Annotated in this window: 10 protein-coding genes; 2 read left to right on the top strand and 8 right to left on the bottom strand. The window is 72.3% G+C overall.

The annotated features are described in order from the left end of the window. Positions 1-55: 55 nt before the first annotated feature. The 6 genes from V7E45_RS00855 to V7E45_RS00830 form a co-directional block, all read right to left on the bottom strand. Complete coding sequence (locus tag V7E45_RS00855) at positions 56-1117, bottom strand: BMP family lipoprotein (protein ID WP_333772096.1); 1062 nt, start codon at positions 1115-1117, stop codon at positions 56-58. 273 nt (positions 1118-1390) lie between these two features. Continuing rightward, on the bottom strand, positions 1391-2614 hold the full coding sequence (locus V7E45_RS00850; protein WP_333772071.1) for an amidohydrolase: 1224 nt from the start codon (positions 2612-2614) through the stop codon (positions 1391-1393). 226 nt (positions 2615-2840) lie between these two features. Then, a complete protein-coding gene (locus V7E45_RS00845) occupies positions 2841-4187 on the bottom strand; it encodes a hypothetical protein (RefSeq protein ID WP_333772072.1) in 1347 nt (448 codons plus the stop codon). 49 nt (positions 4188-4236) lie between these two features. Continuing rightward, a complete protein-coding gene (locus V7E45_RS00840; protein WP_333772073.1) occupies positions 4237-5175 on the bottom strand; it encodes an N-acetylneuraminate synthase family protein in 939 nt (312 codons plus the stop codon). A gap of 12 nt (positions 5176-5187) precedes the next feature. Beyond that, on the bottom strand, positions 5188-6510 hold the full coding sequence (locus tag V7E45_RS00835; protein ID WP_333772074.1) for an N-acylneuraminate cytidylyltransferase: 1323 nt from the start codon (positions 6508-6510) through the stop codon (positions 5188-5190). 32 nt (positions 6511-6542) lie between these two features. Next, on the bottom strand, positions 6543-7862 hold the full coding sequence (locus V7E45_RS00830; protein WP_333772075.1) for a DUF6716 putative glycosyltransferase: 1320 nt from the start codon (positions 7860-7862) through the stop codon (positions 6543-6545). A 198-nt stretch (positions 7863-8060) separates the two neighbouring features. Between V7E45_RS00830 and V7E45_RS00825 the strand changes: the two genes are divergently transcribed. Together V7E45_RS00825 and V7E45_RS00820 are read left to right on the top strand one after the other, a co-directional pair. Beyond that, the gene (locus tag V7E45_RS00825; protein ID WP_333772076.1) at positions 8061-9038 is read left to right on the top strand and encodes a glycosyltransferase family 2 protein; all 978 of its coding nucleotides are present in this window, start codon (positions 8061-8063) and stop codon (positions 9036-9038) included. Further along, the gene (locus V7E45_RS00820; RefSeq protein WP_333772077.1) at positions 9035-10369 is read left to right on the top strand and encodes an alpha-2,8-polysialyltransferase family protein; all 1335 of its coding nucleotides are present in this window, start codon (positions 9035-9037) and stop codon (positions 10367-10369) included. The genes V7E45_RS00825 and V7E45_RS00820 overlap by 4 nt, the downstream gene beginning before the upstream one ends. Positions 10370-10418: 49 nt before the next feature. Here the strand turns inward: V7E45_RS00820 and V7E45_RS00815 are convergent, their stop codons facing one another. Continuing rightward, positions 10419-12737: a glycosyltransferase gene (locus V7E45_RS00815; RefSeq protein ID WP_333772078.1), complete on the bottom strand. Its 2319-nt coding sequence runs from the start codon at positions 12735-12737 to the stop codon at positions 10419-10421. Further along, the gene (locus V7E45_RS00810) at positions 12734-14197 is read right to left on the bottom strand and encodes a glycosyltransferase family 29 protein (RefSeq protein WP_333772079.1); all 1464 of its coding nucleotides are present in this window, start codon (positions 14195-14197) and stop codon (positions 12734-12736) included. The genes V7E45_RS00815 and V7E45_RS00810 overlap by 4 nt, the downstream gene beginning before the upstream one ends. Positions 14198-14241: the final 44 nt, after the last annotated feature.

Genomic DNA, 14241 nt, shown 5'->3' with positions numbered 1-14241 from the left:
GGCAAGGGGCGTACCTGGAACGACGGCGCCGGGCGGGCGCTCGGGCGGGGTCAGATCACTTGGTGTTCACCGTGATCTTGCCGCTGATGATGTCCTGCTTGGCCTTGTCCACGGCCGCGGCCACGCCGGGCAGCGCCTTGTACTTCGGGTTGGAGTCGGCGAAGCCCACCCCGCCGGACTTCAGGTCGCCGCGGACCTCGCCGCTGAGCGGCTTGCCGTCGTAGACCGACTTGGCCACGTCGTAGACCGCGCCGCCCACGTTCTTCAGGGCCGAGCCGAGGATGTAGTCCTTGTACTTGGCCAGCGCGCTCTGCTGGTACTGGTCGGAGTCGACGCCGACGGCCCACACCTTGTGCTCGGCGGCTGACTTGATCACGCCCTGGCCGGAGAGGCCGGCCGCGTGGTAGATCACGTCGGCGCCCGCGTCGATCTGGCCGTTGGCCGCGTTCTCACCCTTGTCCGGGCTGGAGAAGCCACCCTCGGCCGGGGTCTGGGTCAGGTACTGCGACTCGATCTTGATCTTCGGGTCGACCGACTTGGCGCCCTGGTCGAAGCCGGCCTCGAACTTGTGGATCAGCGGGATGTCCACGCCGCCGATGAAGCCGATGTGGTGCTTCTTGGTGGCCTTGGCGGCGGCCACGCCCGCCAGGTACGAGGCCTGCTCCTCGTGGAAGACCATGTCGGCGACGTTCTTCGCCTGGATGGTGTTGTCGTCGATGATGCCGAAGGTGACCTTCGGGTACTTGGTGGCGACCTGCTTCACGGCCGGCGCGTACGCGAAGCCGACACCGATGACGGGGTTGTAGCCGGCCTTGGCCAGGGTCTCCAGGCGCTGGATCTTGTCCGCGTCGGACTCGTTGGCCTGCGGCTCGATGTCCCGGCCGCCGATCTTGAACTCGTCCTGGGCCTTCTTGAAACCGGCGTAGGCGGCGTCGTTGAAGGACTGGTCGCCCTTGCCGCCGATGTCGTAGGCGAGACCGATGCCCTTGCCGGAGTACTTGCCGTCCTTGGAGGACGAGGTGGCGGAGTCGGTGCTGGACTTGCCGCACCCGGCGGCCGCGAGGGCGACGACCGTGACGGCCACCGCAGCTTGGGAGAACCTCGTTCTCCGGGACATCTTCCGAGAGAGCAGACGCACAGCAAGCACTCCTTCATCCCCACGGCGCCGTCACGGGCCGCTGTCCCCAATGTGCCGCCAGTGGTGGCGATTCGGCGCACAGTAACGCGCGTAGAAGGGGAGGGGAACGGTGTTCCTCCCGGCCGTTATCGATTCGTGCCGACTCCGGGCCGGAGCCGGCCGCCGCGGGTTACAGCGGGGTGACACGAAGGGACGAAGGGCACCTGACGGCACCCCTCCGCCCCGCGCTCCGCCGTGGCGGAGGCCGCCCGTCTACGGGGCCTCCAGCATCGCGGCGGCCGTGAACATCTCCACGCCGACCGTGATCGCGTGCTCGTCGGCGTCGAAGTCGCCCTGGTGCAGATCGCGCCCCACCCGGTCGCCGGGAACCCGGACGCCGAGGCGGGCCATGGCGCCGGGCACGTTCTCCAGGTACCAGGAGAAGTCCTCGCCGCCCAGGCTCTGCGCCGTGCTCTCCACCGAGCGCATCCCGCGCCGGGCGACCATGGCCCGGCGCAGCAGTTCGGTGGACTCCCGGTCGTTGACCACCGGCGGCACGCCCCGGACGTAGTTGATCTCCGACTTGGCCCGGTGCAGGGTGGCGACCTCGTCGATGGCCGCGTGCACGATGTCGGGGGCCTCGCGCCAGGCGTCGAGGTCCAGGCAGCGGACGGTGCCGGACAGCTCGGCGTGCTGCGGGACGACGTTCGGGGCGTGGCCCGACTCGATCCGCCCCCAGGTCAGGGCGAGACCGGCCCGGGTGTCGACGCGCCGGGCGACGATCGCGGGCACGTCGACGGCGACCCGGGCGACCGCGGTGACCAGGTCGGTGGTGAGGTGCGGGCGGGCGGTGTGGCCGCCGGGGCCGTCGAGGGCGACCTCGAGGCGGTCGCAGGCGCTGGTGATCGGCCCGTGCCTGAGTCCGATCCGGCCGGCGTCGACCTTGGGGTCGCAGTGCACGGCGAGGATCCGGCCGACGTCGTCGAGCGCGCCGTCGCCGATGGCGCCGAGCGCGCCGCCGGGCAGCACCTCCTCGGCGGGCTGGAAGACCAGCCGCACCGGGCGCGACAGCAGCCCCTTGGCGTGCAGGTCGGCGAGGACGAGCCCGGCGCCGAGCACCACGGTGGTGTGCACGTCGTGGCCGCAGGCGTGGGCGCGGTCGGGCACGGTGGACCGGTACGGGCAGTCCGCCTTGGTGTCCGGGATGGGCAGGGCGTCGATGTCGGCCCGCAGGGCGAGCATCGGCACTGAGGGGCGGGTGCCCTCCGGGAGCCCGATGTCACAGAGGAGGCCGGTTCCGGTGGCCAGGACGCGGGGGCGCAGCCCGGCCTGCTCCAGCCGCTCCTTGATCGCGGCGGTGGTGCGGAACTCCTGGTTTCCCAGTTCGGGGTGCATGTGCAAGTCGCGTCGGAACGCGACCAGTTCGGCGTGCAGGGACTCGCTGAGCACGCCGGGGAGCACGTCTCCGGGGATATCGGCCTCGGACTCTCGGGACATCACTTGGTTCACCCTCTGAAGGGTAGGACGCCCGGGCGGTCAACTGACCCTCGATCAACAAAAGTTCAACCTGTTAGGGGAAGAAAATCTGGCCGTCGGGCGCATGGCGGCAAACTTCGATGGGTAAAACCTCTGTTTCCTCTTCCACGCATACCATGCCTACCCCGGTTCCCGCTCGGCGTGTCCACCGACCGGACCCGGCTTCCTGAGGTCCGGCCGGGCGGTCTCAGGCCAGGGCCACCGCCGCCAGCCGGTGGACGTCCCGCGCCGTGCCCGTGACCCCCGACAGGAAGCCCTGGGCCCGCGGGGAGGCGTTCTGGGTGAGCCAGCCGGGGTCGATGTCGCACACCGCGACGCGGACGCCGGTGCCGGCCAGGGCGAGGGGCAGGGTGTGGACGACGGTGGAGGGGAAGCTGAGGATGGTGCGGCCGATGGGGCCCCGGCGGGCGATCAGCTCCAGGGGGAGGTCCGGGCGGACGATCTCCAGACCCGTCTCGGCGGCCAGCCGGTGCAGTTTGCCGGTGTTCTCGCGGCGGTGCGCGAAGTAGCGGGTGGCGCCGTGCGCCTTGGCCAGGTCGCGGACGGCCTCCAGATAGCGGTCGCCGTCCACCACCCCGGTCTCCACCAGGGAGGTGCCGACCATGTCGGCGCCCCGGGTGATGCGGGGCGGCCCGAAGCGGGCCCGGGTCCAGGCGAAGTCGTTGGCGGTGACCGTGACCCCTTCGGGGGTCTCCGTCACCGGCATGGAGGAGAAGACCTCGACCCTGCGGCGGCCGCTCGGGGTGAGGCGGCGGCGGGCCGAGGAGGAGACGGGGGCGAAGAGCAGGTCGCGGGGGCCGGGGCGGCCGCCCTTGCGGTGCCAGCGCACCAGCCGCTCCCCGCGGGCGAGCTGGGCGACGAACTCCATCGTCGCGGTTCCGTCGTCCACGACCACCAGGTCGCGGGCGCGGGTGATGGTGAGCAGCAGCTGCACGTAGCGGGAGAAGGGATCGCCCATGACGATCCGGTCGGCGCGGCGCAGCGGGCCGGCCAGACCGCCGATGGTGTGGAAGGGTGCGGTCGTGCCGCCCCGCGCCTCCTCCCAGCGCACCCGGTACCCCTCGTCACGGGCCAGGTCGGCCATGCGGCGCAGCTGGCCCCGGGTCATGGGGTCGGTCGGGGCCAGTACGACGACGGTCAGCTCCGAGCCCTCGCCCGGCAGCCCGCCGCGTGCCCCCGCCGTGCGCCGCACCTGCGGGGGCACGGCGGCCGTGGCCGGGGCCGCGTGGCCGGACGGGACCGCCGGGGCCGCAGCCCCGGGGCCGGACGGGACCGCCGAGTCCGCGGAGTCAGCCGAGTCCGCGCCCGCGGGACCGGACGGGACGGCCGAGCCGGACGGGACCGCCGCCGCGTCCGCGCCCGCGGGGCCGGACGGGGCCGTCGGCCGCGGGCGCGGGGCCGGTGGTCCGGCCGGGTCGGCGCCGCGCAGGCCGCGCAGGTGTGCCCACTCCAGTACGTTCAGCAGCTGTACCGGGCTCTCCACGAAAGCGAGCGTGCGGGCGGGGTGGCCGGCGTGACCGGCGCGGGGGCTCATCGGCGTGCGACCGTCCCGTCGTAGGGCATCCGTCAGGCGATGGGGGCGCTCAGACCGTGACCGGCTCGCCCGCGGCCGCCGCGATCTCCGCCTCGGCGACGACACCGCTGACGCGGCGCAGCTTCTTCATCGGGCCGAGCTCGGAGTCGTAGACCTTCTTGACGCCGTCGCCGAGGGAGGCCTCGATCGTGCGGATGTCGCGCACCAGGCGCGTGAGGCCCTGCGGCTCCACGGACGCGGCCTGGTCGGAGCCCCACATGGCGCGGTCGAGGGTGATGTGGCGCTCGACGAAGGTGGCGCCGAGGGCGACCGCGGCGAGCGTGGTCTGCAGGCCGGTCTCGTGGCCGGAGTAGCCGATCGGGACGTTCGGGAACTCCTTCTCCAGCGTGTTGATCACGCGGAGGTTCAGCTCCTCGGCCTTGGCCGGGTAGGTCGAGGTGGCGTGGCACATGAGGATGTTGTCGCTGCCGAGGACCTCGACCGCGTGGCGGATCTGCTTCGGGGTGGACATGCCGGTGGAGAGGATGACCGCGCGGCCGGTGGCGCGCAGGGCGCGCAGCAGCTCGTCGTCGGTCAGGGAGGCGGAGGCCACCTTGTGGGCGGGGACGTCGAACTTCTCCAGGAAGGCGACGGCCTCGGTGTCCCACGGGGAGGCGAACCAGTCGATCCCCTTCTCCTTGCAGTACTCGTCGATCTGGCGGTACTCGTCCTCGCCGAACTCGACGCGGTGGCGGTAGTCGATGTAGGTCATCCGGCCCCAGGGGGTGTCGCGCTCGATGTCCCACTGGTCGCGCGGGGTGCAGATCTCCGGGGTGCGCTTCTGGAACTTCACGGCGTCGCAGCCGGCCTCGGCGGCCACGTCGATCAGCTTGAACGCGTTCTCCAGCTCACCGTTGTGGTTGATGCCGATCTCGCCGCAGATGTAGACGGGGCGGCCGGGGCCGACCTCGCGCGAACCGAACGTACGCAGACGGGAGTTGGTGCTCATCAGGGGATGTCCTTACTTGGGGAGGGAATCGAGAGAGGGGCCGAGGATCCAGCTGGCGATCTCTCGGATCGCGCCGTCACCGCCGGGGAGGGTGGTGACCGCGCGTGCGGCGCCGCGTACGACGTCGTGGGCGCTTCCGACCGCCACGGGCCAGCCGACGAGGGCGAAGCACGGGAGGTCGTTGACGTCGTTGCCGACGTAGAGCACGCGCTCCGGCGCGATGCCCTGCTCCTCGCACCACTGCTTGAGGGCGAGGTCCTTGCGGTCGATGCCGTGCAGCACCGGGAGCTTCAGCTTCCGGGCGCGGGCGGCGACCACCGGGTTCTGTTCCGTGGACAGGATCAGCATCTTCAGGCCGCTCCGGCGGAGGGCCGCGATGCCGAGTCCGTCGCCGCGGTGCACGGAGACGAACTCCCGTCCGTCGGAGTCGATCAGCACCCGGTCGTCGGTCTGGGTGCCGTCGAAGTCGAGGACGACGGCGTCGATGTCGTCGTAGGTGGGGAGCGAACCGGGCCGGTCCGCGTCGAACAGGGGCGCGAGCGCGCGGGCGCGGGCCAGGTCGTGCGGGTCGTCGATCTCCAGCACCCGGGCGGGGTCGGTGCGGACCGGCTCGGTGCGGCCGAAGAAGCGGTGCCGGTGCTCGCGGAAGCCTGCCGCGTCCATCGCGTAGGCGGCGCCGGTCTCCAGCAGGTCCTGGGGGCGGTCCTGGCGGCGGGGGCGGAAGGACTTGTCGTGGTTCACGCCGTAGCCGCCGCCGGCCGGCGCGGCTCCGGGGCCGTCCGCCGCCGCGACCGCGGCGGCGGTGCCGGACGCGGTGACCGGGCGGGCCGCGTCCGCCGCGGGGCGCGCCGGGAGCTCGTCGGCGCAGTCGCGCCAGACGAAGCCGTGGAACGGCGCGACGGTGAGCGCGGTGTCCGCGCCGTGTTCGATCACCGCGGCGGCGACGGCGTCTATGTCCTCGCGCAGGAGGAACGGGCTGGTGCACTGCACCAGCAGCACCGCGTGGACGGCCGCGCCGTGCAGGGCCTCGTGCGCGTCCATGGCGTGCAGGACGGCGGCCTCGGAGGTGGCGGTGTCGCCGGCGATGGCGGCGGGGCGCAGCACGACCTCGGCGCCGGCCTGCCGGGCTGCGGCGGCGATGGCCGGGTCGTCGGTGGAGACGACCACGTCGGTCACCAGCCGGGCGGCGCGGCACTCGCGGACCGCGCGGGCCACCAGCGGGACGCCGCCGACGGGGGCGAGGTTCTTGGCGGGGACGCCCTTGGAGCCGCCGCGTGCCGGGATCACCGCGAGCACGCGGCGCACCGCGGGGGCGTCGTGGTCGGCGTCGGTCATGAGGTCCACTCCTTGCCGTGGGATCCGGTCGCTCACAGCTCTCCCATTCGTCGGATCACGGGGGCCACGCGCTGCACGCCGTGGCGGTAGGCGCCGCGCGCGGCCCGGCGCACGATCTGGCGGACGGGGCCGGGTGCCTTGTCGGCGGCGGGTGCGCCGGGCAGCGGGGCGCCGTCGGGGCCGAGGTGGTGGCGGGCGAGGATGCCGGGCAGGTAGCCGGGCGCGGTCTCGGGTGTGTAGTAGGGGTTCAGCGGCGGCAGGCCGCCCGGCCGTTCGAGCAGCCCGGCGATGCGTGCGCGGGCCGCGTCGAAGGCGGTGGCGTACGAGCCCTCCCCGCCGGGCGCGACGCCCTGCCGGGCCACCCAGGTCGCGTCCGGCGCGGGGCGGTGCCCGGCGTCGAGCTGGTCCCAGGAGGCGAGGCACCCGGAGCCGGTGAAGTGGTGGTTGCCGAGCACCTCGCGCACCCCCAGGTCGGTCAGGACGGCCGTCGGGATGCGGCGGTGGAGTGCTTCGAGTGCGGCCGTGGAGCTGACCGTGACCAGCAGGTCGGTGCGGTCCAGCACCTCGCCCATGTGGCCGTACACCAGGCGCAGGTTGGCGGGCAGGTCCTTGCCCTGGACCAGCTTCTGGTAGGGCAGTTCCTCGATGTGGGTGGTGTGCTCGCCGGGCCGGGAGCGCAGCTTCAGCAGCACCTCGCGCTCGGGGTGCCTGCGGGCGTGCTGGATCAGCCGGTCGAGCAGGTACGCGCGGTCCTTGCGGCTGTCCGGGACGGAGGGCTGGGCGGCGAACACGACGGTGTAGGGGTCGTGTTCGCCGGTGTACGGCTCCCCGCCGAGGAACGGCAGCGCGACCTCGGTGACGGCCGTGGCGTCGGCGCCCACTCCCTCGTACACGGTCCGGAAACGCTCCGCGTCGGCACGGGAGTTGGCGAGGACGAGGTCGGCGCCGTGCCGCAGCAGCAGCCCGTCGGCGAGCTTCTCGTAGACGACGCCGACGTAGCCGGTGACGACCACGGGACGCCGGCCCGAGCCGCCCCACACGTTCCGCAGCCCGTGCAGCATGGCCTGCACCCCGCCGCCGACCAGCGCGAGGACGAGCACGTCGTAGGACTCCTCGTCCATGACGCGCAGGAACTCGGCGCCGGTGACCTCGCGGAGCGAGTCCGGCTGAACGCCGACTTCCGTCAACTGGCGGGCGGTGGGCGTGGCTCGGCCCCGCAGGAGGTAGCCGTCGAGCCGGAGACCGTCGCCCGTGGGAGTGACGCGCTGCGCGGTGAGCGCGCCCCACTTCCACCGGGTGTCGGAATCCGCGAGGACGGCGACCCGCAGGGACTTCGTTGCACTGACTGGCACGCCGAAGACGCTAGGAAGGCATTCCGAGGTTCCGCCCAACCTGAATGCAACAAACGGTTAACAGCACATCGCCGAATGGCGAATCGGCTCGTGAAGGCGCCGGAAAAAGACCCGGTTCACAGCTTCGCCACGCGTCGTTCACCTGGCATCAAGGAGAGCGTCAAGACACATGACGGGCTTCCCCCTAACGTCCCTGACGTGGTCAAGCTCTCCGTCATCGTGCCGTTCTACAACGTGCAGCAATACGCGCCCGACACCCTGAGGAGTCTCGGCGCGAACGCGCGTGAGGACTTCGAATTCATTCTCGTCGACGACTGTTCGCGCGACGGGACACCAGAGATCCTCGCGCGCGCGGAGCGCGAGCTGCCGGGCGCCGTCCTCGTCCGCCACGAACGGAACGGGGGGCTGGCGACCGCCCGCAACACCGGGATCGACCGGGCGCGCGGCCAGTACCTGACGTTCCTGGACGGCGACGACTGGCTCGCCGCCGGCCACTACCCGCGGCTGGTCGCGGCCATGGACGAGTTGGGCTGCGACTTCCTGCGCACCGACCACGTGCAGTGCACGGCACGGGCGAGGACCGTGCACCGGGTGCCGGTCGGCCGGCGGAACACGGTGCTGGACCCGCGCGCGGCGATCCTGCCCGCCGACCGGTCCACCTCCGTGGACTACGCCTACGCCTGGGCGGGGATCTACCACCGCCGCCTGGTGGACAGGGGCCTGCTGCACTTCACGGACGGGCTGCGCACGGCCGAGGACCGGCCGTGGATCTGGAAACTGCACCGGGAGGCGGAATCCTTCGCCGCGGTGAGTCTGCTCGGCGTGTTCTACCGGCGCGGAGTCGCCTCGTCACTCACCCAGATCGGTGATGTCCGGCAACTCGATTTCATTCGCGCGTTCGACCAGGTGGTCGCGGAAACCGCCGAGGACCCGGAGGCCGGGGCCCTGCTGCCGAAGGCCGTGCGCACCTATTGCGCCATCATTTCCCATCACCTGGGATCCATCGAAAGGTTCGAGCCGGCGGTGGCGAAGAAACTGAAATCCCTGAGCGCCGCGGCCCTGCGGCGCATGCCGCAGGACGTGCTGGACGAGGCGCTGGACTCCATGGACCTCCAGCGCGCCACCCGGCTGCGCCGGCTGCGCCGCCGGCCCGCCCCCGCGGGGGTCGCCGCGTGACCACCCAGATCTTCCAGGCGTCGACGCTGTACGGCACGGCCACGCTCGCCGCCGCCCTGGACTCCGGCTGCTTCCGCCCCGCCGACCGCCGGATCCTGCTGGTCTGCAACAACGCGGCCACCCCGGAGACCACTCCGGGGCTCGATGCGATGCCCGGCTTCGAGCGGCTGCGCGACCGGTTCGACGACGTGCTGTCGTACAACGAGGCGATCTTCCCCTTCCACCCCGGCGGCTGGGCGCCCCGGCCGGACGACCTGCCGCTGTGGGAGCGGTATCTGCGCCACGAGTGGCGACTCGGCGACGACGACGTCGAGCTGGCCGTCGAGTCGATCCAGGTCAACCCCTCGCTCGCGCTCGCCCAGATCTTCACCGGCGCCCCCGTCACCGTCTACGCCGACGGCCTGATGAGCTACGGGCCCACCCGCAACAAGATCGACCCGCTGGTCGGCACCCGGGTGGACCGGGTGCTCCACCTCGACCTGGTGCCGGGCCTCGAACCGCTGCTGCTCACCGAGTTCGGCGTCCCGGGGGAGATCGTGCCCACCGCGGCCTTCACCAAGGTGCTGGCCGAACTCGCCCCCCTCGGCGACGGCCTGCCCGAGGCGGAGGAGCCCGCGCTGCTGCTCGGCCAGTACCTGTCCGCGCTGGACATCCTCACCGCCGAGCAGGAGGAGGACCTGCACGTACGGATGCTCAAGGGGGCCGTCGGGCTCGGGCACCGCACCGTGGTGTTCAAGCCGCACCCCACCGCGCCGGCCCGCTTCACCCGCACCCTGGAGCAGGAGGCCGAGAAGCTCGGGGTGGACCTGACCGTCCTCGACACCCCGGTCCTCGCCGAGGTGCTGTACCAGCGGATGCGTCCCGCGCTGGTCGTCGGCTGCTTCTCCACCGCCCTGCTCACCGCCTCCGCCCTGTACGGCCTCCCCGTCGCCCGGGTCGGCACCGATCTGCTGCTGGAGCGGCTGACGCCGTTCGAGAACAGCAACCGGATCCCGGTCACCGTGGTGGACGCGCTGCTGCCCGACCTGGCCGACACGGCCGCGGTGACCGCGCAGCGCCGGGGCACGGACGTGGAGGCGCTCGGCGCACTGGTGCGTGCCGTCGGCTTCGCGATGCAGCCCAAGATCCTGCCCGGCCTGCGCGAGGAGACCGAGCGGTTCCTCGCGGGCAACCTCGACCAGCGGACCCTGCGCTACTTCAAGCGCAGGCGCCTGACCTCGCTGGCGCTGCCGGGCGGGGTGCCCGCCCAGCTCGCCTTCATCCCGCGCAACGCCACGGTCCGCCGGATGGCCCGCAAGGCGCGCGGTCTGCGCCGGGTCGTCCGCCGCTGACCTCACCCCCCGGAGGGCGGGCCCGGCACGGGCCCGCCCTCCTCGGCGTTCACCGGCCCAGGACCGTCCGGATCCGGGCGGCGTTCTCCTGGGTGACCTTCCACAGCAGTTCCTGCCGGTCGTGCACGTCGGCGACCGTGCGGCTGTGGTGGTCCAGGATGTCCAGGGCGCGCTCGGTGAGCACCGCGCCGAGGTTCTTCTCGTGCACGGAGACACCCCATTCGGGGCGCTCGATGTCCCGGAGGAAGTACGCCATCTTCGGGTGCGATATGAGGCTGAGGATGGGCGTGCCGACCCCGAACGGGATCATGCCGGCGTGCCCGCGCATGCCGATGACCAGCCGGGTCTTCGCGTACGTCGCGCGGATCTCGTCGTTGGAGAAGTCGTACATCGGGATCACCGGCAGCGAGATGCCGTGTTCGCGGCGCAGGTCGAAGGCGATGCGCTCGTCGTCCAGGGAGTGGGCGACGCAGCGGACCTCGGTGTGGGCGCCGATCGCGCGCACGGCCTTCGCCGTCTCGTTCAGGAAGTGCCCGTAGTCGTGGCCGAAGCGCAGACCGGCGCGGTCGTAGGCCGCGTTCAGCAGGACGGTGTCCTCGCGGTGGGACGGGTCCGTCCAGCCGGCGACGAGCCGGCGCGTCACCGTGGTCGGGCAGGGCTGGAAGACGACCTTGTCGTGCAGCTCGGGCGGGAGCAGTGAGCGGACCTTGGCGATGGAGCCGTGGTTGCGCAGGCCGAAGAAGGCGGACTTCTCCACCAGCAGGCGCAGGCTCTCGTTGAACCGGCGGGCGCGGTAGGACTGCCCGTCGAAGGCGTTGAAGCCCACCGCGAGCACCATGATCGGCACGTCGATCGCGCGCAGCCGCTCGTCCGGGACGTTCCACTGCCAGGCGCTGTTGCCGTTGGGCATGGTGTCCGGGATGAACAGCCCGCCGCCGCCGATGACCAGCCCGCGCCGGGCGTTGACGCGCTCCAGTGCGGCTTCGTCGAACAGCCGGTGGGCGTGGACGGGGTGCCAGCGCCGGGAGGTGGTGTCGGCGCCGAAGGCGAGCCGGACGGTCTCGGGCAGCAGTTTGTCGCCGGCGTTGCCCTGCCGGTCCATGTAGAAGGCGACGTGCGCGAGCTGGTCCTCGGCCGCGCCCCGCTCCTGGGCCGGTACGGCCGCCGCGCGCTGCGCCCACAGGCGGCTGGAGCGGTGGGTGGGGTCGACGGTGAGGCCGGCGGTGGCGTACTTCAGCGCCTCGGCGTTGTCACCCTGCACCCAGGCGAGCTGGGCGAGGCGGGCGTAGGCGGTCGCGGCCCGGTTGGGGGCGGCGGTGGCCAGCAGCAGCTGGGTGCGGGCCTCCTCGTGCCGGGAGACGCTCATCAGGGCGTGCCCGTACACCTCGTGCGGCCAGGCCTCGTCCAGCGGGATGCGGACGCTGCCCAGGATCTCCACGGCGTCCTGGTACTCACCGGCCGCGAGGTGGGCGGCGGCGACCCGGCGGGCGACCTCGACGTTCCCGGTCCTGGCCACGTACGGGGTGCCGTAGTGCACGAGCAGATCGTGGTGGAGGCTGCCGCCCGGGGCCAGGCAGGCGGCCTGGAACTCGGCGTCGGTCAGCTCGAACTCGCGCCAGCGCTCCTCGGCCTGCGCGTACCCGGCCTCACCGCCCTGCCAGGGCTTGTGCCGGCCGGTGAAGTGCAGGATCGCGGTGTCCTCGGGGACCGGCAGGTCACCGGAGAGGCGCCGCTTGACGAAGTTGTAGCGGGCGTCGAGGCGGACGAAGTCGCCGTCCAGGACGGCGTTGAGGATGCCCTGGTCGTGCTTGTCGAGCTCGTAGGTGCCGGCCCGGCCGACCTGGTCGATCCGCGCGCAGAACGCGTCGGACAGGTACTCCCGCTGGATCACCAGCAGCCCGGAGTTGAGCTTGTGCTGCCCGTAGAAGAACTGGGGCACGGCCGCGAGGCCCTCGCGCAGCCGGAGGAGCTCGCCGAGGTCGCCGAGGACGACCATGTCGGTGTCCAGGGTGATGACGGTGTCGTAGTCGCGCAGCCGGAAGACGTCGAGGATGAAGTACGCCTTGCGGACCAGGTAGTTGTCCTGGTCGCCCTTGACGTAGGAGTCGTAGCGCGCGGCGTCGACGCGGCGCAGCACGATCCGCGGGTGCAGGGCGCGGATGCGGGCGATCGAGGAGGGCTTGAGGTCGTCGTGCAGGACGACGAAGTCCTCGCAGACGCCCGGGTTGGACAGGGCGAGGCTGCGCAGCAGGGCCAGGAAGCCGGGCAGGTAGTTCTCGTCGACGAAGGCGGCGAAGGCGACGCGGCGCTTGCCGGTGAGGTCGCCGGCCGAGGTGTCCGGGGTCGCGGGGCTCAGGGTGGTGGTCATCGCAGGGAGATCCTCATGTCGGTCACGCTCTGGGCCCGCTCCATGACCCATGCCTTCTCGCTGGTGTACTCGTGCGCGGAGGTGATCGCGAGCTTCATCGCCTCGGGCACCCGGTAGGCGCCGCTCTCGTAGAAGTCGAAGCCGATCAGGTCGAGGGTGGGGCTGACGTCCAGGAAGTCCAGCAGCCACAGCATGTTGAAGCCGGTGGTGGGGATGCCGGACCAGACGTCGTTGCCGAGCCGGCCGATGTTGCGGACGGGCCAGCGCAGCGACTCGTCGCCGAGGTACCGCTGGGCGCCGGACACCAGGCGGTTGCGCAGCGAGTGCTTCCAGTCGCCGGAGACCCCGCCGAAGACCAGCCGGGTGGTCACCGGCTTGTCCCAGTTGAAGCCGTGCTTGTGGATGGTGGCGTGGATGTCGGTGCGGCTTCCGGTGTGCCGGGCGTCGATCCGGTACGAGTTGAAGCGGACGACGAGGTCGTAGTCGTCGATGCGGGCGCCGAGACCGCTCTCGCCCACCCGGCCGGAGTTGGCGATCAGGCAGATCGACCGGCCGGCGATCAGGTTGCGGAACTCGCCGAGGCTGACCCAGTCGACCCCGCCGACGGTGGGGTCGGCGACCGGGCCGCGCATACGGACGCGGCGCTGCTCGGCGTAGAGGGCGACGGCCTCGGTGAGGGCGCCGGGGTCGGCCGCGACGCCGGTGCGCAGGTCGAGGTACTGGCTGAGCAGTTCCTGCCGGTCGGCGACCGGGGCCTCGTCGGCGGCGAGGGAGAGCAGCGCGCCGACCAGGCGGGGCTCGGCCGCCGCCCAGTCCCCGAGGGCGTGCAGGGCCAGGCCCTCGGCCCACACGTCGGTGGCGGGGCCGCCGGCGAAGCCGTCGGCGCCCGGGCACTGGCGGCGCAGCAGCGCGAGCAGTTCGCGCTCGCGCTCGGCGGCCCGGCGCAGTCCGGTGATCCGGGCGGCGACGCCGAACCCGTCCTCGGTGGTGAGTTCGAGGTAGCGCTCGTACGCCTCGACGGCCTCCCGCTCCTCGCCGAGCGCCTCCAGGGTGCGGGCGCGCAGCCGCCAGCCGGCGCGGGAGTTCTTCCGCTGGGCGAGGACGGTGTCGCCGATCCGCAGGGCGAGGTGCAGCTCGTCGTCGTAGCCGCACTCCAGCGCCTTGTTGGCGACGGCCAGCAGGGCGTCGAGCAGGTCCTCGGGTATGCCGCCGGTGGGGACGGCGGGTCCTTTGACGGCCCGCTTGAGCAGGGCGGTGGCGCCGCCGGCCGGGGCGGGCGCGGGGGCCGCGGTGCCGGTCGTGCTGAAGACCACGAGCAACTTGCGCAGCCGCTCGGCGAGTTCCGTCCGGCGGCGGTCGAGGCTGCCCACGAGTTTGCCGCTGTGCACGGCGCAGGCGCGCAGGCAGTCCTCCAGTCCCCCGCCACGCACGGCCGGCCGCCGGTTCTGGACCCTCGTCATAGCTCTCCTGATTTTTACCAAGCAAATACGGACTTTACGGCCGT

This window comes from Streptomyces sp. IBSBF 3136, assembly GCF_036815105.1.
In the GTDB taxonomy this organism is placed as follows: domain Bacteria; phylum Actinomycetota; class Actinomycetes; order Streptomycetales; family Streptomycetaceae; genus Streptomyces.
The sequence above is the reverse complement of the archived record's forward strand: the minus strand, read 5'-3'. Positions and strand labels throughout refer to the sequence as shown.

Excerpts from the sequence above, each read along its gene's own strand:
- V7E45_RS00855 (WP_333772096.1), bottom strand. The coding sequence starts at position 1,117 with ATGTCCCGGAGAACGAGGTTCTCCCAAGCTGCGGTGGCCGTCACGGTC.
- V7E45_RS00850 (WP_333772071.1), bottom strand. The coding sequence starts at position 2,614 with ATGTCCCGAGAGTCCGAGGCCGATATCCCCGGAGACGTGCTCCCCGGC.
- V7E45_RS00845 (WP_333772072.1), bottom strand. The coding sequence starts at position 4,187 with ATGAGCCCCCGCGCCGGTCACGCCGGCCACCCCGCCCGCACGCTCGCT.
- V7E45_RS00840 (WP_333772073.1), bottom strand. The coding sequence starts at position 5,175 with ATGAGCACCAACTCCCGTCTGCGTACGTTCGGTTCGCGCGAGGTCGGC.
- V7E45_RS00835 (WP_333772074.1), bottom strand. The coding sequence starts at position 6,510 with ATGACCGACGCCGACCACGACGCCCCCGCGGTGCGCCGCGTGCTCGCG.
- V7E45_RS00815 (WP_333772078.1), bottom strand. The coding sequence starts at position 12,737 with ATGACCACCACCCTGAGCCCCGCGACCCCGGACACCTCGGCCGGCGAC.
- V7E45_RS00810 (WP_333772079.1), bottom strand. The coding sequence starts at position 14,197 with ATGACGAGGGTCCAGAACCGGCGGCCGGCCGTGCGTGGCGGGGGACTG.